13 protein-coding genes and 1 pseudogene are annotated in these 20,018 nt (G+C 54.2%); 6 read left to right on the forward strand and 8 right to left on the reverse strand.

The features are described 5' to 3' along the window. Positions 1 to 129 precede the first annotated feature (129 nt). The gene (locus ACY9XZ_RS16005; RefSeq protein ID WP_463458018.1) at positions 130 to 888 is read right to left on the reverse strand and encodes an SDR family NAD(P)-dependent oxidoreductase; all 759 of its coding nucleotides are present in this window, start codon (positions 886 to 888) and stop codon (positions 130 to 132) included. A 178-nt stretch (positions 889 to 1,066) separates the two neighbouring features. On the opposite strand from ACY9XZ_RS16005, the gene ACY9XZ_RS16010 reads away from it, so the two are divergent. Next, entirely contained in the window at positions 1,067 to 1,738 is a 672-nt protein-coding gene (locus ACY9XZ_RS16010) for an MBL fold metallo-hydrolase (RefSeq protein WP_463458019.1), read from the forward strand. 121 nt (positions 1,739 to 1,859) lie between these two features. Here the strand turns inward: ACY9XZ_RS16010 and ACY9XZ_RS16015 are convergent, their stop codons facing one another. After that, positions 1,860 to 2,903 carry a zinc-dependent alcohol dehydrogenase gene (locus tag ACY9XZ_RS16015; RefSeq protein WP_463458020.1) on the reverse strand — a complete coding sequence of 348 codons (1,044 nt, stop codon included), beginning with the start codon at positions 2,901 to 2,903 and terminating at the stop codon, positions 1,860 to 1,862. A gap of 209 nt (positions 2,904 to 3,112) precedes the next feature. Here ACY9XZ_RS16015 and ACY9XZ_RS16020 point away from each other — a divergent pair, with 209 nt between their 5' ends. Continuing rightward, the gene (locus ACY9XZ_RS16020; RefSeq protein ID WP_463458021.1) at positions 3,113 to 3,802 is read left to right on the forward strand and encodes a 4-carboxy-4-hydroxy-2-oxoadipate aldolase/oxaloacetate decarboxylase; all 690 of its coding nucleotides are present in this window, start codon (positions 3,113 to 3,115) and stop codon (positions 3,800 to 3,802) included. A gap of 296 nt (positions 3,803 to 4,098) precedes the next feature. Further along, positions 4,099 to 4,875 (forward strand): IclR family transcriptional regulator, encoded by a 777-nt coding sequence (locus ACY9XZ_RS16025; protein WP_463458022.1) that lies wholly within the window; start codon positions 4,099 to 4,101, stop codon positions 4,873 to 4,875. A gap of 115 nt (positions 4,876 to 4,990) precedes the next feature. On the opposite strand, the gene ACY9XZ_RS16030 is transcribed toward ACY9XZ_RS16025, so the two are convergent. Beyond that, a complete protein-coding gene (locus ACY9XZ_RS16030) occupies positions 4,991 to 5,899 on the reverse strand; it encodes an NAD-dependent epimerase/dehydratase family protein (protein ID WP_463458023.1) in 909 nt (302 codons plus the stop codon). Positions 5,900 to 6,290: 391 nt separating this feature from the next. After that, a complete protein-coding gene (locus ACY9XZ_RS16035; protein ID WP_463458024.1) occupies positions 6,291 to 6,887 on the reverse strand; it encodes an N-acetyltransferase family protein in 597 nt (198 codons plus the stop codon). A 230-nt stretch (positions 6,888 to 7,117) separates the two neighbouring features. Here ACY9XZ_RS16035 and ACY9XZ_RS16040 point away from each other — a divergent pair, with 230 nt between their 5' ends. After that, positions 7,118 to 7,813: a type I 3-dehydroquinate dehydratase gene (locus tag ACY9XZ_RS16040; RefSeq protein WP_463458025.1), complete on the forward strand. Its 696-nt coding sequence runs from the start codon at positions 7,118 to 7,120 to the stop codon at positions 7,811 to 7,813. A gap of 1,083 nt (positions 7,814 to 8,896) precedes the next feature. Then, a pseudogene (locus ACY9XZ_RS16045) lies at positions 8,897 to 9,036 on the forward strand (IS5/IS1182 family transposase); the annotation flags it as partial. 400 nt (positions 9,037 to 9,436) lie between these two features. On the opposite strand, the gene ACY9XZ_RS16050 reads toward ACY9XZ_RS16045, so the two are convergent. The 3 genes from ACY9XZ_RS16050 to ACY9XZ_RS16060 form a co-directional block, all read right to left on the reverse strand. Continuing rightward, on the reverse strand, positions 9,437 to 10,534 hold the full coding sequence (locus ACY9XZ_RS16050) for a glycosyltransferase (protein ID WP_463458026.1): 1,098 nt from the start codon (positions 10,532 to 10,534) through the stop codon (positions 9,437 to 9,439). Positions 10,535 to 11,099: 565 nt separating this feature from the next. Further along, positions 11,100 to 13,010: a hypothetical protein gene (locus tag ACY9XZ_RS16055; RefSeq protein ID WP_463458027.1), complete on the reverse strand. Its 1,911-nt coding sequence runs from the start codon at positions 13,008 to 13,010 to the stop codon at positions 11,100 to 11,102. 283 nt (positions 13,011 to 13,293) lie between these two features. Next, the gene (locus ACY9XZ_RS16060) at positions 13,294 to 13,797 is read right to left on the reverse strand and encodes an FxLYD domain-containing protein (RefSeq protein WP_463458028.1); all 504 of its coding nucleotides are present in this window, start codon (positions 13,795 to 13,797) and stop codon (positions 13,294 to 13,296) included. Positions 13,798 to 14,356: 559 nt separating this feature from the next. Between ACY9XZ_RS16060 and ACY9XZ_RS16065 the strand changes: the two genes are divergently transcribed. Then, positions 14,357 to 19,144 carry a PAS domain S-box protein gene (locus ACY9XZ_RS16065; protein ID WP_463458029.1) on the forward strand — a complete coding sequence of 1,596 codons (4,788 nt, stop codon included), beginning with the start codon at positions 14,357 to 14,359 and terminating at the stop codon, positions 19,142 to 19,144. 433 nt (positions 19,145 to 19,577) lie between these two features. Here the strand turns inward: ACY9XZ_RS16065 and ACY9XZ_RS16070 are convergent, their stop codons facing one another. Further along, positions 19,578 to 19,931 (reverse strand): DUF7344 domain-containing protein, encoded by a 354-nt coding sequence (locus tag ACY9XZ_RS16070; protein ID WP_463458030.1) that lies wholly within the window; start codon positions 19,929 to 19,931, stop codon positions 19,578 to 19,580. Positions 19,932 to 20,018: the final 87 nt, after the last annotated feature.

Genomic DNA, 20,018 nt, shown 5'->3' on the forward strand with positions numbered 1-20,018 from the left:
TATAATAAAGATTGTGATGATCTCCCCGGACAGACCGGATTAGCCCGATAAAGAGACACCACAATCACCGCCACTCGATAGTCTGGAACAGAACTCTATGGAATAAACAATCGGATTTCAGAAAGCGAACTATGGTTGAATCAAAAATCCTCCCTCAACCGGTAGCGTTACTCCAGTTATTCGTGAAGAGAGGTCTGAACCTAAAAACAGGACTGCATTAGCAAGTTCTTTTGGTTCGGCACTTCCGGGCATGGCTTCGGAAATCTCGTATTGATCACTCTGTTCAGGTCGTTGGACAGCAACCCGGTTTTGCATTGACGTTTGGACTATCCCTGGTAGGACCGAATTCACACGAATGCCATCTTCTGCGTATTCCATCGCTGCTGCCCGTGTCATTCCATTGATTCCTGCTTTCGTAGCACTGTATCCGATTCTTCCCATTATCCCGGTCATACTGGCTACAGAGGACGTGTTAATGATCGATCCGCCATTATCCGCCAACATCGCTTGAATCCCGTATTTTATGCCATAGAATGTTCCAAACAAATTTACCGAGACTACGCGGTCGAAATCAGTAACGGAGTACTCGGCAGAGTCAGCTAATGCACCCTCGATACCCGCATTATTGAACAGTACATCTAACCCACCGTATTTTTTGACTGCAGTTCCGATTAGCTGTTTCACGTCACTCTCGTTGGATACATCGGTCTTCACGAACGTTGCTTCTCCACCTTGATCATTGAGTTTTGTGACGACTGCGTCCCCATTTTGCTCGTCGATATCGCCGACAACAACGTTGGCACCGTGTTCACAGTACTGTCTGGCTGTTGCTTCACCAATACCGGATGCGCCACCAGTGATTACTGCCACTTTATCTTTGACTAACATACACTCGATAGTTTGCTGTGTGTAGCTGTTATCAATTCCGGTCCCCCTAAACTGGAGATCTCATCACAGGCAACTATTCGTCCGCGGACTGTTCAGCATAGCATACCCTTTTTCATGATCTCCACTCAGCAGTTACACCGACAACTTTAATTGGATAATTTGAGAACGCTTAGCTGAAATGAGTGCAAGTAACGTAGTTGATGGAATCGATCAAATTCAGTTCGACCACGTGCGCGTACTAGTCCTGAAAGATGTCCCGGACGGAAAGATAACTCTCGTCGACACTGCATTCGACGAGAACGGCAAAGAGCTTGTAAAAACCCTCAAAGAGGAGTACGGCACAATAGATCGTGTAATCATTACTCACGGCGACCACGGACACCACGGTGGATTAAGTCACGTCATGGAAGCCTTTTCTCCTGAGCTTGCGATGCCTGCGGATGAGACCAAATTATACACGCATCTCGAAGAAGAGGGTCTGGATTTCGAACCCGACGTGAAATACGATGACGGTGACCTCCTCGCTGGAAATATACGCGTAATCCAGGTTCCAGGTCACACGGAAGCGACATCTGCATTGCTACTCGAGGACCGCGATATTTTGATCTCTGGAGATACGTTGGACGGCTCTGATCGTGGTGGGCTTCCGGCCGGATACCTTCTCCCGCCTCCAGCACTATTTAATGATGATCATAGGGCTGCCGAACTCAACCTCTATACACTACTCGAATATGACTTCGATACCCTACTCGTTTTCCACGGCTCGCATGTTTTCGAGAATCCCAAGGGGAAACTCGACGATTTCCTCGTCGAGCGCGAGTGGAACGAGTGGGATCCGCGCGCTGAATAGACGAACAAATCTACCGGAACTGCACTAATTCACGACTTGACTAGTGATACGATCAGAGCTAACTTGCAATTTTGGGTCCTAGCGTTCTTAGTACCAAGCTGATCGTGCTTTCGGGAGTCAGTTATTCACGGAGGACGGAGACGTCGAAAACCGGTTTACACGTTTCGCCCGCGAGAAATGCCTCGAAAGCTTCGTCCGCATCGAGCAAACTGAAACGGCTGTCCGAGAATGTCTCATGGTCAACATCACCTGAACCGATCAATCTGAGCGCTCGGTCGAAGTCTTGGTACATCGCACCGTAAGAGGTCTGCAAATCGATTTCGGCTCGGACGATTGGTGTGTAATCCATCTTCGCTTCACCTGTCTGTCCGACGAGGACAATCTGTCCACCCTTTCGAGCCTGCTCGGCTGCCATCGTTAGCCCTGATGGGTGTCCAGTTGTATCAAATACAACGTCGTAGCCGATCCCATTCGTGAATTCTTCACGATACCCTTCTATATCGTCTTCCTCGATATTGATCGTTGGATAGCCTAGTTCTTCTGCAAGAGGGAGACGGTATGCTGTGTCTTGTTCAACCCCGGCAACGACAACTTCACCCCCCTGTGCTTCTGCGACTTGGGCGGAGAGAAGTCCCATCGGTCCTGGTCCAGCTACGAGAACGTCATCGCCCGGACTGACACGTGAGTTTTCAATTACGGCACGGGTACAGATTGAAGTCGGTTCGACTAGTGCGGCGTGTTTTGGCTCGACTGCTTCCGGAACTTTCTGTAGCGCTTTCACAGGTACTGCAATGTATCCTGCGTATGCACCATGATGATCAATCCCTGTGAGTTCGGCATTTTGGCATATGTTCTCATTACCGATTTCACACTGATAACAGTCACCACAACCGCGGATGGGGCGCTCAACAACCTGATCCCCGATCTCGAATTTTGTTACACCGTCACCGGTTTCGATTACTGTACCAGTATACTCGTGGCCGATTATTGTCGGTAACTCCATCCGCTCAAATGCAGATTTGAACGCATAGATGCCTGCATCGCTGCCACAAAGTCCAGCATAGCTGATTTCGATTAATACCTCGTCAGATGCTGGTTTTGGAGCTTCAACATCCACCAGTTCCATCTGACCGTACTCACGACTGGTTTTGGCTAATCCCCGCATACGAACGCTATCACAATACAACGATTATAATGTTACGGAATTACACAGGCGATCATCTCAAGATATTCCCTGATCGTTACTACTGCGGGTAAGCATCATAGCTGCTTTTCCGAGTGAGTAGTACGGGGTTCAGAATTGTTCTTCATCAATCCGCTCAGCAAACTCGGAAGATCGGTAGTTTAAAATATAATGTCACCATCGCCTGATATATGCATACAATAGAGCATGAGATAGAGCGACCGGACCGTGATGTTGTCGAGGAATTTGAGGAGATACCGAGTACGATCGTATCGGATGTTACGGGCAACATCGGATTAACAATGGACTCAGGGATCACACCTGCATACGATGGGATTCAAATGGCAGGGACCGCAGTAACGGTGAACGCGTCTCCTGGTGATAATCTTATTATACATAAGGCAATCACCATGGCCGAACCCGGAGATGTTCTCGTAATCGATGCCAATGGATATACTGATACAGGACACATCGGAGAACTGATGTGCACCTCGTGTCAGGCGAACGATCTCGCAGGTCTCGTTATTGACGGAGGATATCGAGATAGTAGTGAAATCGCCGAAATGGAGTTCCCGGTATACGGACGTGGAACAAACCCACAAGGACCCCTCAAGCAGGACCCTGGCTCGATCAACGTCACAGTTTCATGTGGTGGGGTTAGCGTCGATCCTGGTGATATCGTCATCGGAGATGACGATGGATTAGCGGTTATTCCCCATGAGGGGGCAGCAGAAGTACTGGAACGATCACGTCAGAAACTCTCGGCAGAGGATTCAGTCCGCCAGGAAGTGCTAGAAGGCGAATATCTCTTCGAGCTTAATGGATATGATGAGCTATTTGAGAACTTGAACGTAGTTGGTCCTGAAGACTCCATCCAGTAGCTTGAGTCCTACTTGCACCTACAATAGATACATCAATCCCTCAGAGGGAGTTCAGTGACAAACCCGTTGCGTCTCACTACTGCTGTTCCAAACCGCAAACACAGAGCCGATCAGTAGGGGACACTGTTACTGTGTGATCAGACTTCTATGATCCACTGTGATACAGATCGAACTATTGTTTTATAGGTCTATATCTATTTTCTCATACTGAATATTAAAATGATAGTGGTGGCCTGGATTTCAACATAGTTGAAAATATCCACAGTACTTAAGAGAGTCCACAATAAAGTTCTACTATGACAGACAACGAAAATTCGGGTTCACGCCAGTTGAAGAGCGTTAACCAGGCTTTTCAAATCATCGAATACCTCCACGATAACGGAGGAGCGACACTCTCTGAAGTAGCTGAGGCATTTGATTTGCCTGCTAGTACTGCACATATTCATCTTGGCACGCTGGTGGAAACGAGCTACGTTGTCAGGAAAGAGAATGTATACGATACTAGTTTTCAATTCCTCCGGGTAGGAGGAGAAATGCAAGACGAGATGGCTCTCTATCAAGCGGCTAGACCTGAACTGGACGAACTACGTGAGATGACGGGAGAACACACAAATGTTACCGTTGAACAAAACGGATATGCGGTTCAGCTCTACAAATCGGAGAGCCCAGAATCAATAGATGATGAAGCACCATTGGGCGAACACCTGTTTCTTCACTCGACAGCCACAGGAAAGGCTATACTCGCAGAGCTGCCTGAGGAGCGGGTAAATCAAATCATAGAGCAACGAGGGCTACCCCCACAAACTGATGATACGATCACTGACAAGCAAACTCTCCGAGATGAACTGGATAAGATTCAGGAGCGTGGATATTCGATCAATCGAGGCGAGCACTTTCCTGGTGTCTGTGCGATTGCCACAGTAATTGTTTCTGAGCCTGATGACACCATTGGAGGGATCAGTATAAGTGGCCCACGTAGTCGATTAGATAATGAACGAATAAAAGACGAACTTGTGCCGAAGTTAATGAACAAGAAAAATATTATAGAATTGAAAATGCATCAATACGAGTGAATCATTTTGTGTCGGTCAGAGCTCCAGAGTCTGTGAGAGTAGATGAGATAGTATCAATACTATCTAAGGTTTTGACGTTTATCGGACTGTGGCAGCATCAATCGGATTTCTGTATTCACTCTGTTTTTTTACTCGGCGGTCCATCCCACTGCGAAGCATCATCCTTCGGCTCATAACCCAGGACAGCTTGTGCATGTTCAATATCGAACCACCGTGCAGCGTTCCCACTGACCGCATAGAACGCATCATAGGTGACCGAATCATCTTCGAGGCAGCATTCAAGCAGGTGAGCGAAATCCCGTTGTGATGTCCACGACGCTTTCAGTCGCTTTACCATCTTTTCGTACTCTTCACTATCACGTTCCCAAGAGCCGGTTTGTGACTGATCCCATACTTCATCCTCATCTACTTTATGCTCTTCTCCACGGTCTACACCGCGTTCGGCGTCACCGTATGGATGATCGTATTCTTCTGTCCGGACACTGGAGATCCGGAGTGAATACACTTGCTCTGGAAAACCATCACGTCGAGCATGTGATCGACACATATGCTCTCCAAACATCTTTGAGGCACCGTAGTATCCATCTGGTTTCGGTAGTGTCTCGTGAGTGAGACGGAACGGATCGAACTCACTTGGGTAATCCTCCTCATAGAGTTCGGGAGCATGATCTTCCTCATACAGACCCATTACGCGCTGTGAAGACGCATATATCAGCTTTTCAACTCCAGCGTCCTCCATCGCTTTGAGAACATTGTATGTGCCGATGATATTGGGTTCGATTATATCTTCAAACTCCGCACCTGCATCAGACTGAGCAGCTAGATGGATCACAGCATCTTGCCCTTCAAATGCTGGTCGGATTGCATCGTAATCAGCTATATCCGCTACGTGTGTCTCGTACTCGGGATGATCGGATCGGTTGAGATACGTAAACTCATATATCTCTTTTTCAGCAAGGTAGTTTAAGATTGCTTCCCCTGCTTCGCCAAACGGACCCGTAACGAGAACGTTTTGCTTGGTCATCGGTGAGGGATTCTACTTTACCATTCTATAAAAGCCTTCCCCAATAGTCTTATTCTTGAATCCCCAAGCACGGTGGAATAAGACATGCAGATCATATAACAAGAATGAACCATGGGCAAACGGTTTCAATATTATTGAAGCTGAAAGAGTGTTTAGAACCATTACAATAACGCATGTACGACTGTTATTTTTTCCGGCAATCTCTCTTATAGTAGCAACAGTGACGTAGATGTCCGGTTTCAATATAATTGAAGGTGACTCCTCTGTTTTCTTTCCAGAGTCCAATTCGAACATTGCCAGTTCTGTATGTATATTAACTATGGGACTTCGCCAGGTCCATTGAATAAAGTGATTCAAAACAAGTCAATTTGCTATTATGGTTTGATGTATATCAGTAACTTTCACGTTTTGCAGGTGGTTGCTGAAATGCATAAACGTCTGGTTTTTCGAGGGATGCTTGCATTTGTTTATACATTTTTGTCTCGCTTACGGTATGAAATCCAATCTTCCGATAGACATTTATGGCCCGTTTATTTGCTCTAGAAACATCTAACGCTAAGTTCGAATAGTCCATCGTCTCAGCGTGTGCAAGCACTTGTTTGACTAATTCCGTACCGATACCTCTATTCCGATATTTACGATGAACGAAGATAACGAACTCTGGTTCGTTTTCTGACTTCGGGGTAATCACTGCATGTCCCACAATACCGTTATCGTGAGTGGCGATAAGGCTCCAACCATCTGAGAGGATCTGATCCAACCACTGTTCGAGTGCTTCCTGTTTTTGTGGCGGGACCCCCATGGTTTGGTCCTCATCCTCAAGACTAGTGTACATCTTTATAAGCGATTCGTAGTCATCGTCCGTAAACTCACGAACGAGCATCGGCTCATCGTTTTTATCAAAAAACCTAGGGCATCTGGGTGGACAATCCTTCGTTCCCACACATTCAGAATTCTCCCAGATATTGCAAGCGTCTCTGAGGTTCATATTAGTGATATAGCAATCATTCCTATAACAAATTTTGCCGTACATCATCGGGAGGTGGTTGATAAATACATCACTTATCGTTACTGGGCGGACCAAGCCACTGCTGTATAGGAATGGCCTGCAAGCGGGTATGCCGGACAAGTTACATTTGAGTTATTTGAATAATCAACTCGTAAACCGAGGTAAAATAAGTATAGAACTTTTTATAGGTACCGTTGTTATATTGTATTATGAACAATATAGAATATGATATCGTCGGAACCACGCCCGACTTGAGCTATGAGCCCCAAGCTAGAGAAGATGCAAACTATGTGGAATTCCGAATGGACAGGGCGGCAGCCCCAAATGATCAACTAACTAACTACGACGGAGAGTTACCTATAATAGCATCAAATCGACCTGCGTGGTCGGGTGGTGATGCATCGGAATCCACTCGATTAGAAGAAATTCTCGCCGCCGCCAGCTCAGATTCAGTTGAAATGGTGGAGGTTGATCTCGAAACGGTGAGAAATGAAAAGTGGATTATTGATGAACTGCAAGAAAATGATGTTGATGTGATCGTTGCCTACTACAATTTCGAACAAACCCCTGAAAAATCAGAGCTTCTGGACCGTATATCGGATTGTGACAAATATGGAGATCTATCTAAAGTATCTGTGTTTGCGGAGGAACGAGAAGATGCACTGTTACTATTAGACTGTCTTAACGCAGCTTCACAACGAGATATTAGAGTTACTGGTCTCTCACTAGGTGAATTAGGGCGGCATACCCGTGTCATTGGAGTATTCTATGGATCCGAACTCTGCTTCGCACCAATTCAGCTAGATGGAGAGCCTGAAAACGGTGAGATCGAATTGGCTGAGCTCGCAAACCTCTTGGAAACGACTGTCCACGGTGGTGACCACGTCGAACTGATTGACCAATAGAAAGGGAAATTCTGACATCTATTCGGATATAGCGGTGCAGTCAGTTGTGATTGGTAATATATTTTATCTGTCAGTCGATCCTCTTGTACAGGTCGAGCTAACTGGTGAACGAGCATTTGCAGATTGTGACAGCTGACACCACGCTGACGCCGTCGAAGGAGGAAACTGGAATCGGATAGAGAGTGACTCAATTGGATGCAACGCGGAGTCTGAGTGTCTACACAATCGAAAATATTCTAAATCTGATAATACAATCGATAGTACAGACATGAAAGATCGGTTCCATTCGGCGATTTGACCAAATATACGCATTACAGCCCCGTTGACCCACTATAGCGTCAACTTCGACGGTCGACAGTAATTGAGACTAGCGCTCTCTATGTATACGGGTTAATCTTCCCATGATTTCCTACAGATAGATATTGGCAGGATCGGCTACTCCGTGGGTTTGCTTATTATCCGGTATGTTTCCATATCATGGAAAGGGGAAAAAATCCAGCACCATCAGGGATATCGTTCCGAGCAGAATAAGCGGATGATACGTTATTTCACAGCCGATACCGGAGACGATATCAATGTTCTGCCATCCGAAGATGACATATTGAAATCTACTGGACGGTGATTCGCTCTCTGAATACCCGGCTGGCCCACAGGACGCCACGAAATTGAAGAACAAGAATCCCAATCCGTTGAGTGGCCCAGCGATAGTGAGAATATAATGTGGAGTCATCGAGAACGATGGGCCATATGACATCACGAACTACCAGTTAGATGTATCTTCGGATGTTCCAAATTCAAATTTGAGTATATGATAAGATATTGACGTAGTTCACATGTATATTAAGCGTTTCACATCTTTTACCACGTCAAAAGATTTCGGATAGGTTTTTACTTTGAGTTGATGTGTCTCCTTTACTCGATCTGGCGAGCGGTAGATCTGCTCGTGCAGGTCGAGGTGACTGGTGAGTACGGTCATTCACCGGTCTTGACGGCAAATAATAGCTAACGTTGTTTCGAGGGTGACATAGAAAGTACCAAGCGAGGCCACAGGGTTTTGAAACTGTTTCCTGCAGTACCAACGCCCTGCAAGACGGAGTCTCGGTAGAGGAGTTCTGACTGCGGCGGGTATCGAGACAGGCCCGCTGTTCGAACACCTTGAGTTCGAGTTTCGCCCGGAGTACGACGTGTTTGCCCCCGCTTCGAGCGAGCGAACACGAATGCACTCCCGAGCGACGAGACGGAGCACTAACAACAACGGACACCGAAAATTCGGTGATAGCTGTCTCCGACGATCGCTGATCCACCACGCCCCGTGATAGCGTGATACCCGAGTCGGTGGCTGCCTGGCGCGGTCCTGTTGTTTTTTCTACTCGTGAACTGGGCCGGAGGACGGCCCTGTCGTACTAGGACAGATACTCGACGGGACAGAGTCTCTCCGGAATCACTGGTAAGCCCTCGTTGTCGGTCGGCGGTTCGCCGGGAAGCGGTTTTCTCGCTATCGTTGAATTTGAAACATCATCACAATGTCGTACGCTGGTCGTACGACCGATTGTGCAAACGCCCTCAAATGCACCTGTAGTACCGCAAACGGCTGCAGCGTCAATCCGGCAGCAGACTCTGGGGTCAGGGACTCGAGGACGCCGAAACGGCCGGTCCCGATTCGGGGGCCGATTTCACCTCATCGAGCTCGCCACGCGTCCCATTCCTGAGGTGCTGATAGATCTGGAGATGGTCTTTGCCGACTTGTTCGAAGCTATTGGCTTCTTTGTACGCCGCCATAATTTCAGCGAGTTGGCGGCGACGAGACGTATTCTCGAGCAGCTCCTTGACCTGGGCTACAATGGCACTCGTCTCCGAAATGTCGACTGTCTCTGGTGCGCCCCACGTCGACTGGATACGAGTGAAGTACTCGGCATCGCTGGCCAGGACAGGGAGTTCTCGCGTCGCACAGGCGTTGAACGTTCCGCTCTGGGAGACAACGCGGTACGGAAGCAAGGCCAGATCCGGCGCGGCGAGTGCGGTCCAGTAGCCCTCCTCGTCGAGGACGCCGGTGATAGTCACGTTGTCCGGTGCGTCCGCTGCGACCGATTCGGCAAAGTCGAAGTCCGCACCCTTCGGTCGTGCGCCACCTGCGATCATGAATTCGTACTCGGGCAAGGCTCTGGCGACCTCGATGAAGATGTCGTGGCCCTTCGGTGGTCGCATGAAACCAGGAATGGCGACGACCTTCTCATCCGGTTCGAACCCGAACGCCCGTTTGGCCTCGTCCTGAGAGATGGACGGCGAAACGTCCGTGTTCACGCCGTGTGAGAGCAGGGTGAAATCCTCGGACTCTAGGTCGATATCGCCCTGGAACTTCGACGCACAGTCCGGCGAGAGAAAAATGAGATGGGCGGAACACAGTACCATGAGCTTGTGCATCAGGAGGAGGTAGAGGCGAACCGAAAAGGGAGCCTCGTCCGGTTCGAACCGGATGACCGAGTGGAGAGTTATCACGATCTTCTGGGACCGAAGGGATGACAACAGGTACAGTAGCGGGAAGAATACAACGCCCATCACGCCCGGATACTGCGACCCGTCGCGTCGAAAGAGGCCGTACTCGTGCTGTACGTGGTTCACGTCCCCGCTCGTACGGGAGGCGCGCACTGCCAGCCGGATAAAGTTCCGGAGCGATCGATCGTCCTGCGGGATCGGTTCGATTTCGGCGGCGATACTATCCATCCCTTCGATGAGATCACACGTGTACGTACCGATCCCGCACGAACCATCGCCGGGAGTCGAAAGCATTGTGATGCGTTGTGAATCACTCTGCGACCGGTGTAATTCGGGAGTATAGTCAGCGAGGTGTTCTTGAATCATATGTTGAAAGTGGAAGTCGATGGTGCTGCGGCTAATCGAGCGTGGGGCCGGGCGCTCTTCACGAACGACAGCCGTCCCTCACGCACACCAAAGCTTCACAGCACTGACGACGTTCTAGGGTTTGAGGGGCCCACGTAATATGCTACTGCTTGCATAGTAAACAAGACGGATATACTCCTCGCCGGGGGCTCGGAAGCCGGCCATATCAACCCGCTTGACCTGCCGATAACCACGTCAGGCTACGGAGACCTACTAGGTAGGTTTCATATGTAGGCGTAGGGCGATATCGGTCGGCTACTATGTGCATCGCTATCCCAGGCGCCGCAGGAAGATCGGTCGCGTCATCCACACCGACTGGCTCATCACGGTGGACGAACCGCAAAACCTCGATGCCGAGTCCGCTAACCAGTGGCGGCATTTGGAACCGTCAGTCGGTCGCGTGGACCAGTGTGAACCCGAATGGCTCGACGGTTACGCTCACTTCGGTCCGCTCGGTAGGATCATCGCCCCGGCCGACGGTCGCCTCCCGACCGCGCACGACCCGTCCCTCCTCGTCGAGCGACTGCACGGTCACCGAATCATAGTCGTCGGCCTGGACGGGAATCGAGACGCTTCGGCGCTCGGGGACGACGCTTCGTGCGATGGCGGCCGAACTCGCGCCACCGTCGCCAACGATCGTTCGCCACGCCACTGCCGGGTGGAAGACGAGCGCGTCGACTCTTCCGTTCCGATCCTGATCGCCCTCGTAAGTCACCCTGACCGAATCGTCGGTCGCCACCTCGACCGGATCGAGTGGCAGCATCTCGTAGTACATTTCCGACCGGCCAGCGATGTCTGCGGTCCGGCGCTGGTCACCGATAGTGACGACTACCCTCGCCTCTGGAGCGATCGTCCCCTGTACGACGACATACGGGCGATACTCGCCCGGGGCGAGGTCCTGGTCGAGGCGCAAGCGCCCGGGCCGGAGTATTTTCACGATCCGACCGCTGGAAAACACCGCTTGCGCTCCCTCCGGGTCGAGACGCGAGGTCCATGAGTCCATCGCTCCGTGTTCGGCGTCATACAGCGTATAGGAATGGTCCTCGGTCGTGGCGACGGGTTCGTCCATGCACACCGGGTCTGGGTATCGCTCGACGTCGGTCATGGTCCGGACGGCAGCAACGGTCGATTCCGCACCGGCTTTCCAGTCGATTGCGTCCTGGTAGATCCCGTCGAACCCCCGCCCGGTCTCTCTGTCCCACATATCGGCGCCCTTGACGTTGTTGCCACAGTACCACGTTGAGAGCTGGGCACCGAGACGGGCGAACGCTGTCTCACCGGTGGCCTCCCAGAGCTCGGTACAGCAGTGGACGAGCGCGTCTGTGCCATACGAGAGCTGGTGGTACACCAGCGGTGCCGGCCCGAAACTCGCGATCTGTGCTTCCGAGCTGAGATGCAAGGTGTGGAGTGCCGAGACCTCGCGACGCGCTGATTCGACGTACTCGCGCTTGTCGAGCACGTCACCCGCTCGGGCGAGCGAAGCGGACTGCCGCAACCCCCATGTGTGCCACGGCGTTCCCGGCGGCGAGCCGAGATGTGTGCTGAACGGCGGGGAGACGGTATCGCCGCTCCGGCATTCGAAAATTCCATCCGCAAGCTGTTCGAGAATACGTTTCGCCCGGCCGTCGTCTGAGGCCCGATAGTAGGATGCCAGCCCGAGTACCGCTGGCGCGGTGCCGTAGGTATCGTTGTTCGGGAGCCACGACGGGATCTTTTTGCCCCGCTGTGTCTCGTATTCGCCGTATGAATCCAACGGCCCCGCCTCGAGGGCATCGAGAAAGCGATGAATCCCGTCCTCGAGGTCGTTGCAGAATTCCGCATCGACACCCGAAAACGTCTCATATCCCTCGCCGAGTGCCCAGCAGGCCCGCGACGACCAGAACTCCAGCGCTGGTATACTGGTCATCGACCCGTCGACCTTGATGCCGTCCACCACGTCCGGCGACGGGTCACCGAACACCGTCTCGTTCATCTCCGGGTCCGTAATGAAGTTGAGGAAGGTCCCGTCGGAGTGCTGCATGTACAGGACGTACTCGAGCGCCTGGCGCGCTCGCTTGCGACTGTGAGCGTCGTCCCGGCAGTCGTGGTGGTTGAGATAGGCGACCGCGATACGGGCGACGTCATCGACGCACGCGATCCCTTCGTTACTGGCGTGGAACGGGATGAAGGTAGCATCCGACGGGGGCCGCCCGTTGTAATCGCCGTCGGCAGCGGCATAGATCCACCAGAAATGGAGAGTGTCCTCAGTGTCGGGCGGTTCGATCGTATCGTGGAGCCGCTCAAGGTGGTCGAGACGCATCGCTGTATGTTACAGCCAAAGGTCAATAATAGTTGTCACTTATTCACAATTTCTCTACACAGAACAGCAACTGCACCGGTCGCACCTACAGTAGATGGTGATTTCCGAAGGGGGCCGGCAGCAACCAGGCGCAGATGATTAGGAGTCTCTGTCAGAACCAGTCGATAACGCCGCTTTGCTCGCCAGTTCCAGACGGGCCCACGTCACGGGGAGAACAGTCGGAAGCGTGCGCTTAATCGCTGGGGGTGGTCGTTTCCCTCCCGGAAGCCGGTGTCCCGGCCAGTCAATCGTCCGCGAGGACACCGTCAAGCGAAATCGTGTATCCGGTGGCCTCGTTCACTTCCTCGTCTTCGAACGTTGCTTCGAAGTCCCAGGTGTCCCCGGAACCGAGACCATCTAACTCTTCCTCACTGGTATCAGCCCACTCGCCAAGGATGGTGTCGCCGTCGTTTAGCGTCACCTCGACTTCGATGTACTCGTAGGACCTCTCGCCGGTGTTCGTTACGGTTCCCGTCACGCTGGCACCGCTGTCCGTTTCGCTCAGCTGGCTGTTCGAGACCTCGAGACCTTCCGGGGTCTCTTCGATCTCTTCAGAGGCGATTTCTCCCTCGCTGCCTTCTGTTTCGCTGTTCATTTCGTCGCCGGACTCAGCGCCGCCACCGGCATCGGTACTATCGCCGCCGTCATCGGTGACCTCGCCCTCATCGGGACCGTCCCCGCTACAACCCGCGAGTGCAGTACTGGCTACTGTAACTCCGAGGGACGTAACGAACGTGCGTCGTTTCATTGGTTTATCTACCACACCCCGTCGTAACTGTGTATGACAGATACGGCTTGGGCTTTCAATGGGAACTCCAACAGATATCGGCTGGTAGTGGCCGTCTGCGTACGGATTTCAGCTCCTCCAGATAGACGGTTCCCGTCTCTCCCCGTAATAAAGCGAGTGCACCGCTGGCTGCTGCCATCTGGCCTGGCAGGAGCCTGCAGCAGCATGCTTTCCCGAACGACCTCTTGAGTCATTGATAGCAGTTTTCAACGGTAACGACATCGATACATCCCCGCCATGGGTCTGGCGACGCCCACCGACGGGCATTCTGCGCCCGACGTGGTATCTCACGTCCATCTGGATACGTCGGTCGGCTGGCCGCTGAACTATCAAGCTATCAAGGCTCTTCCCCCCTCGCTAACACGTTAGTGTTTACTCTATTATATTACTTATCTACATTTGCTGAGACGGGTGAATATACTAACTGAGACGTTGATTCGGCGGCTCTCCTCTTCACGCCGCTGAACTGGGTGTTTCCGTCGGCACAGGTTTAATATCGGTTCGGTGTGGGGACTGAGTAATGCCCGAGCCGGCCATATCTGATCGACTCCGCGAGATACTCTCGGTTTTCGAGACGGCGGACCCGGGAGAGCCGCTGACGACGAGTGAAGTCGTCGAGACGATCTCCGAGTCCTACCGGCAGGCGCAAGAGGGACTCAGTCAGCTCGACGACAGTGGTTTTCTCGATAGCAAGGACATCGGTTCGTCCGACCGCATCTGGTGGCTCTCACGCGGAGCCGACGGCCCAGGGGACCGCGATCTGCCTACCGCCGACCAGCGGAGTTCGGGGCAGAGCGCGGCCGATTCATCCCCGAAACCAACGGCCAGCCAGCAGGGTCGAAGCGACGATGCCGTCCCAATGCCGGAGCGTTCCGACGTCGACTCCCTCAGTAACCTGTTCGACAAGGTCGAAGTCGGTATGTTCCTTCTCGATGCCGATTTCAATGTCGTCTGGGCAAACAGCGCCATCGGGAGGTACTTCGGTATCGACCGAGAGCGGGTGCTCGGACAGGACAAACGTGACCTCGTCGCTACTGAAATCGCACCCAGCGTCCAAAACGAGGACCGGTTTCGCGAACTCGTCCTGTCCACATACCAGAACAACACAAACGCGCGGGACTTTGAATGTCTTGTCAGCGCTGACGGGGAGCGAGCGGAACGATGGCTCGAGCATCGAAGCAGACCGATAGCGGACGGCCCGTACGCGGGCGGCCGCATCGAGCTGTACTACGACGTTACGGCTCAAAAACGGTCGCAGAAGGCCCACCAGAAGGAACAGACGCAACTCCAGACGCTCATCGACGCCGTCGAGGAGTACGCAATATTCCGACTCGACGCCGAGGGCCACGTTCGGAGTTGGAACAGTGGTGCCGAGCAGATCAAGGGCTACGAGGCCTCCGAGATTGTGGGCGAGCACATCTCGAAATTTTACACCGATGCGGACCGGGAGGCCGGCGTCCCAGAGGCGAACCTCCGAATAGCGGCAGAGACCGGCTCAACCGAAGACGAAGGGTGGCGTCTTCGGAAAGACGGCTCTCAGTTCTGGGCGACTGCCACAATCACCGCCGTCCACGACGACGACGGGGAGCTCACGGGATACGTGAAAGTCACACGAGACATGACGGAACGCCGCGAGCGGGTCCGCGAGTTACAGGAGGAGAAGGCATTCACCGACAGCGTCCTCAACCATCAGCGCGACATCCTCTATGCCCTTGACCCGGACGAGCGATTCCTGCGGTGGAACGATCGGTTCGGCGAGGTGACCGGGTATGAGGACGAGACGATCGAAGAGATGCGTCCCCAAGACTTCGTCGCAGACGAGGACGCCGACGCCCTTGACAATGCTATCCAGCAGGTGCTCGACGGGGAAAGCACCATCATCGAAGTGTCGGTGCTGACCAGCGACGGTGAGACGATTCCCTACGAGTTCAGCGGGAGTCCGCTCACTGACGAGGAGGGTTCGGTGATCGGGTTGACCGGCATCGCCAGGGACATCCGCGACCGGAAGGAGAAAGAGCGACGGCTCCAGCGCCAACGCGACGAGCTGGAACGGGAATTGAACGACGTCTTTTCGCGTATCGACGACGCGTTCTTCGGCCTCGACGACCGGTTCCGGTTCACGTATCTCAACGACAGTGCGGAGGACCTCTTCGACCAGTCTGAGGAAGCGCTCCTCGGGGCTGTCGTCTGGGAGGCGTTCCCCGAGATACGCGAGACAGAACTGTTCGACGCGCTCCATGAGGCGATGGACACGCAGTCGCAATCTCCCATCGAATTCTATTTGCCTCCGCTCGAACTGTGGGTGAGAGCCAGCATCTATCCGTCCGAAGACGGGCTCTCGGTCTCCCTTCGAGATGTGACCGACCGGAAAGAGCGGGAACAGCAACTCGTCCAGTACGAACAGATCGTAGAGACTGTCGACGACGGCATCTACGCCGTCGACGCGGACGGGAATTTCATCATGGTCAACGCCGCGTTCTGTTCGATGACGGGGTATTCCCGTTCGGAACTGCTCGGAGCACACGCGACGACGGTTCACGACGACGAGATCACGCCCCTCTCCGAATCGCTCTCGCAAGAGATCGCTGACGGCACCCGCGACATCGCGAACATCGAACTCGATATCCACACGAAGCACGGCGAGACGATTCCGTGTGAATCCCGCGTGGCAAGGTACCCGATCCAAAACGAGGAGTCCGGCCGGTGTGGCGTCATCCGTGATATCTCCGAGCGGGAAGCGCGCGAACGCGAGCTCGCACAGTTCAAGCAGGCCGTCGAAGCATCCGGCCACGCGATCTGTATGTTCGACACGAATGGGTCGGTCACCTACATCAACTCCGCATTCGAAGCGATCACCGGCTACGACGAAACAGAAGCGAAAGGCAAGTCCTTCTCGCTACTGGGTTCGGCCCGTGGCGACAGCTACCATCAAGAGCTTTGGGACGTGATCAGTGCCGGCGACGTTTGGGAAAACGAAGTGATCGAGCGGCGAAAGAACGGCGAGCTGTACTACGCCGAACAGACAATCGCGCCAGTGAGGAACGAAGACGGGTCGATCACACAATACATCGCCGTCCAGCGAGACATTACTGACCGGAAACAGTTCGAAAAGCAGCTCAAGGGCCTCAACGAGATGTCGAAACGCTTGCTCACCGTCGAGACGGCCGACGATGTCTCCCGGACAGCCATGGACACGGTCGCTGACCTGTTCCAGGGAGCTGAAGGCGTCATCTATCGCTACGACCAATCCTCGGAGCAGTTGCATCCGACGGCCACGACGATCGAGTCCCCGTCCGGAGACGCCGAGCTTCCGTCCATCCCGGCCGACGATACGACCTTCACTGGCACGGTCTATGTCGATGGCGCGACGCGATACTGCGAGGACGTGACCGATTGGTCCGAGTCCGAGGCGCAGTCACCGTTCTCGGAGTTCCGAACCTGTGTCTTCATGCCCCTCGGGCGGTTCGGCGTGCTCATCCTCGGTTCTCGGGACGTCGATGCGTTCGATACGGACAGCCAGCAGCTCATGGAACTGCTGGCGGCGACCACCGAGGCCGCGCTGTCCAAGGTCGCCCACGAACAGGAACTAGGGCGTCGAATAACCCAGCAGGAAGTCGTCACCGAACTCGGCCAGCATGCGCTCGAAGACCGCGATATCGACTCGCTCATGGAGGCGGCGGCAGAGAAACTGGCGGCGACGCTCGATACGACTCACTGTCAGATACTCCAGTGCTCGGACGACGGACAGTCGCTCGTGCTTCGCCACACCGTCGGGCTGGACGACGTTGTCGTGGATGAAACCACCGTTTCGGCGACCGACAGCGACTCCCAAGCGGCGTATACGCTGGCCAGAGACCAACCGGTGGTCGTGACTGACCTGGCTACGGAAACACGCTTTACCGGATGGGATCTACTCACGGATCACGACATACAAAGCGGCATCACCGTCACTATTGGCCCGGAGAACGACCCCTGGGGCATTCTCGGAATCTACGACACCAAACCCCAGTCGTTCTCCCATCGAGACGTCACGGTCGTCAGATCGGTGGTAAACATCCTCACGTCGGCGATCCAGCGCCACCGGGACGAACAGGAACTGGTCCGGCAGCGCGAGCAGCTCGCGGTGCTGAACAGCCTCAACGACATCGTCCGCGACATCAGCGACGCAGCGATCTCCCAGTCCTCGCGCGAGGAGATCGAATCCGTCGTCTGTGACCGACTGGTCGAGTCGGGCGCGTACGAGTTCGCCTGGATCGGCAAAGTCGATCACCGATCACAGGAAGTCACCGTCCAGGCCGAAGCGGGCGTCGGAAACTATCTCGAGGACATTACCATCTCGGTCAACTCGGACGACGACCACAGTGAGGGACCGACCGGGCGTGCGTTCCGCACAGGCAAACTCCAGCGGTGCCAGGACATCCGGAACGACGACACCTACGACCAGTGGCGAGACGAGGCCGAAGCATACGGTTACCGCTCCTCCGCCGCCATCCCGATCGTCCACGACGGGACCACCTACGGGGTCTTGAACATCTATGCCACCCGAACAGACGCATTCGGGGGGCGGGAAGGCGCGATCCTCGAACAACTCGGTGAGGTGGTCGGTCACGCAATCGCCGCGGTCGAGCGCAAGCGCGCGCTCCTGTCGGACGAGGTCGTCGAACTCGGGTTCCACGTGACGGGTCTCTTCTCCCTGCTGGACATCGAGGAGTCCGCGGGCACGGTCACGTTCGACGAAGCCGTCTCGATCTCCGAGGACGAGTTCATCATGTTCGGTACCGCGGCAGAAAACGCCGTGCCGGCGCTCCGGTCCTTAGCTGAGCACATCCACTGGGATTCGATCACGTTCCGTGATGCTGACGAGACGGCCGAAACGCGGGACTTCGAGATCCACCTCTCGGACTCGCCGCTCCTCTCGACGATCACCGCTGTCGGCGGCACCATTGCCGACGCCGGAATCGAAGACGGGACCTACCACATGACCGTGCAGCTACCACCCGGGGACGGCGTTCGGACAGTTATCGATGCCGTTACCGAGACGTTTCCGTCCGCACAAATGGTCACGCGACAGCAAACTGAGCGCGAGACTCGGGTCTCTCCCTCAATGTCGTACGAACTGAGCGAATCGATGACCGACCGGCAGAAAGCGGCGCTCCAGGCCGCCTATTACGCTGGGTTCTTCGAGTGGCCGCGAGATGTCACGGGCCAAGAGGTCGCGGATTCGCTGCAGGTGTCGGCACCGACCTTCCACCAACACCTCAGAAAGGCCGAAAAAATGATCTTCGACTCGATCGTTCCGGCGTTGTAGGCAGCCAGCCAAGCCAGCTCTACGGCGTGATCCTCTTTATAACCTGGCTGTATCTGGGCTCCCTCGTCACCCTCTTGCGTGCCACCACGAACAGCATGCTCTCCAGCCGCACCCGATATACCGATCCCGAAAGTAGCCTCTAACAGCCTGCGTCACGTCATGCAAATCCACCGACACACATCATGAGTAACACCCGGGCTGGGGCCATCGTCGGTGCGGAACATCACCGACCCCGCGACCGACGGCGCCGCTCCCGTTGTCGACAGCGCCACGAAGAATCGACTTGTGATGTGATCTGAGGGTCCCGACCATCGTTACGCTGACCCCGCTTGGCGGCATCGGCTGTCCGTCCGAAACCGAGCAGGATCGAGTCGACGCGACGACCGAGTTCCGTCGTCGGACCGAGTAACTGCCTGACATCGGGGGCCACGGTTCAGGACGAGCTCATGCTCTTGATTTCCCGGGCGGTGTCGCGGGTGTCGTGAACGCTGACAGTCCCTGCGTCGGGGTCGTAATCGACGATGTCGGCGTCATCCAGCGTCGGGAGCAGCCCGCGGTGAAACCACGTCTCGACGCGCCGCAAGACGCCGTCGGAGACGCAGTCGGGTGGCGTCTCCGTAATCTGGGCGACGACGTTTCTGGCCGCCGCTGAGACAGCCACAGCCCCAGGCTCCTCCTGGAGGTAATCGAGCAGGTATCGGCAGTGGGGGTCCGAGTAGACATCGGCGGCGTCGGCTCCGTCGTGGCCGATGGTACTGTCGTTTACGTCTGTCGAGGGATTGGGCATGGTAGCGTAAGACGTATTCTCCATCGACCAGCATGAAATGTTGGCCTAAATGAATAGGGCAACTGACCGCTCTGGGCATCTAGAACA

The sequence above is a fragment of the Haloarcula sp. HT12 genome (assembly GCF_055271655.1).

Bases quoted from the DNA above. Each gene is read 5' to 3' on its own strand.
- ACY9XZ_RS16040 (WP_463458025.1), top strand. From the start codon at position 7,118: ATGAACAATATAGAATATGATATCGTCGGAACCACGCCCGACTTGAGC.
- ACY9XZ_RS16055 (WP_463458027.1), bottom strand. From the start codon at position 13,010: ATGCGTCTCGACCACCTTGAGCGGCTCCACGATACGATCGAACCGCCC.
- ACY9XZ_RS16070 (WP_463458030.1), bottom strand. From the start codon at position 19,931: ATGCCCAATCCCTCGACAGACGTAAACGACAGTACCATCGGCCACGAC.
- ACY9XZ_RS16065 (WP_463458029.1), top strand. From the start codon at position 14,357: ATGCCCGAGCCGGCCATATCTGATCGACTCCGCGAGATACTCTCGGTT.
- ACY9XZ_RS16035 (WP_463458024.1), bottom strand. From the start codon at position 6,887: ATGAACCTCAGAGACGCTTGCAATATCTGGGAGAATTCTGAATGTGTG.
- ACY9XZ_RS16005 (WP_463458018.1), bottom strand. From the start codon at position 888: ATGTTAGTCAAAGATAAAGTGGCAGTAATCACTGGTGGCGCATCCGGT.
- ACY9XZ_RS16015 (WP_463458020.1), bottom strand. From the start codon at position 2,903: ATGCGGGGATTAGCCAAAACCAGTCGTGAGTACGGTCAGATGGAACTG.
- ACY9XZ_RS16060 (WP_463458028.1), bottom strand. From the start codon at position 13,797: ATGAAACGACGCACGTTCGTTACGTCCCTCGGAGTTACAGTAGCCAGT.
- ACY9XZ_RS16030 (WP_463458023.1), bottom strand. From the start codon at position 5,899: ATGACCAAGCAAAACGTTCTCGTTACGGGTCCGTTTGGCGAAGCAGGG.
- ACY9XZ_RS16020 (WP_463458021.1), top strand. From the start codon at position 3,113: ATGCATACAATAGAGCATGAGATAGAGCGACCGGACCGTGATGTTGTC.
- ACY9XZ_RS16010 (WP_463458019.1), top strand. From the start codon at position 1,067: ATGAGTGCAAGTAACGTAGTTGATGGAATCGATCAAATTCAGTTCGAC.
- ACY9XZ_RS16025 (WP_463458022.1), top strand. From the start codon at position 4,099: ATGACAGACAACGAAAATTCGGGTTCACGCCAGTTGAAGAGCGTTAAC.
- ACY9XZ_RS16050 (WP_463458026.1), bottom strand. From the start codon at position 10,534: ATGGATAGTATCGCCGCCGAAATCGAACCGATCCCGCAGGACGATCGA.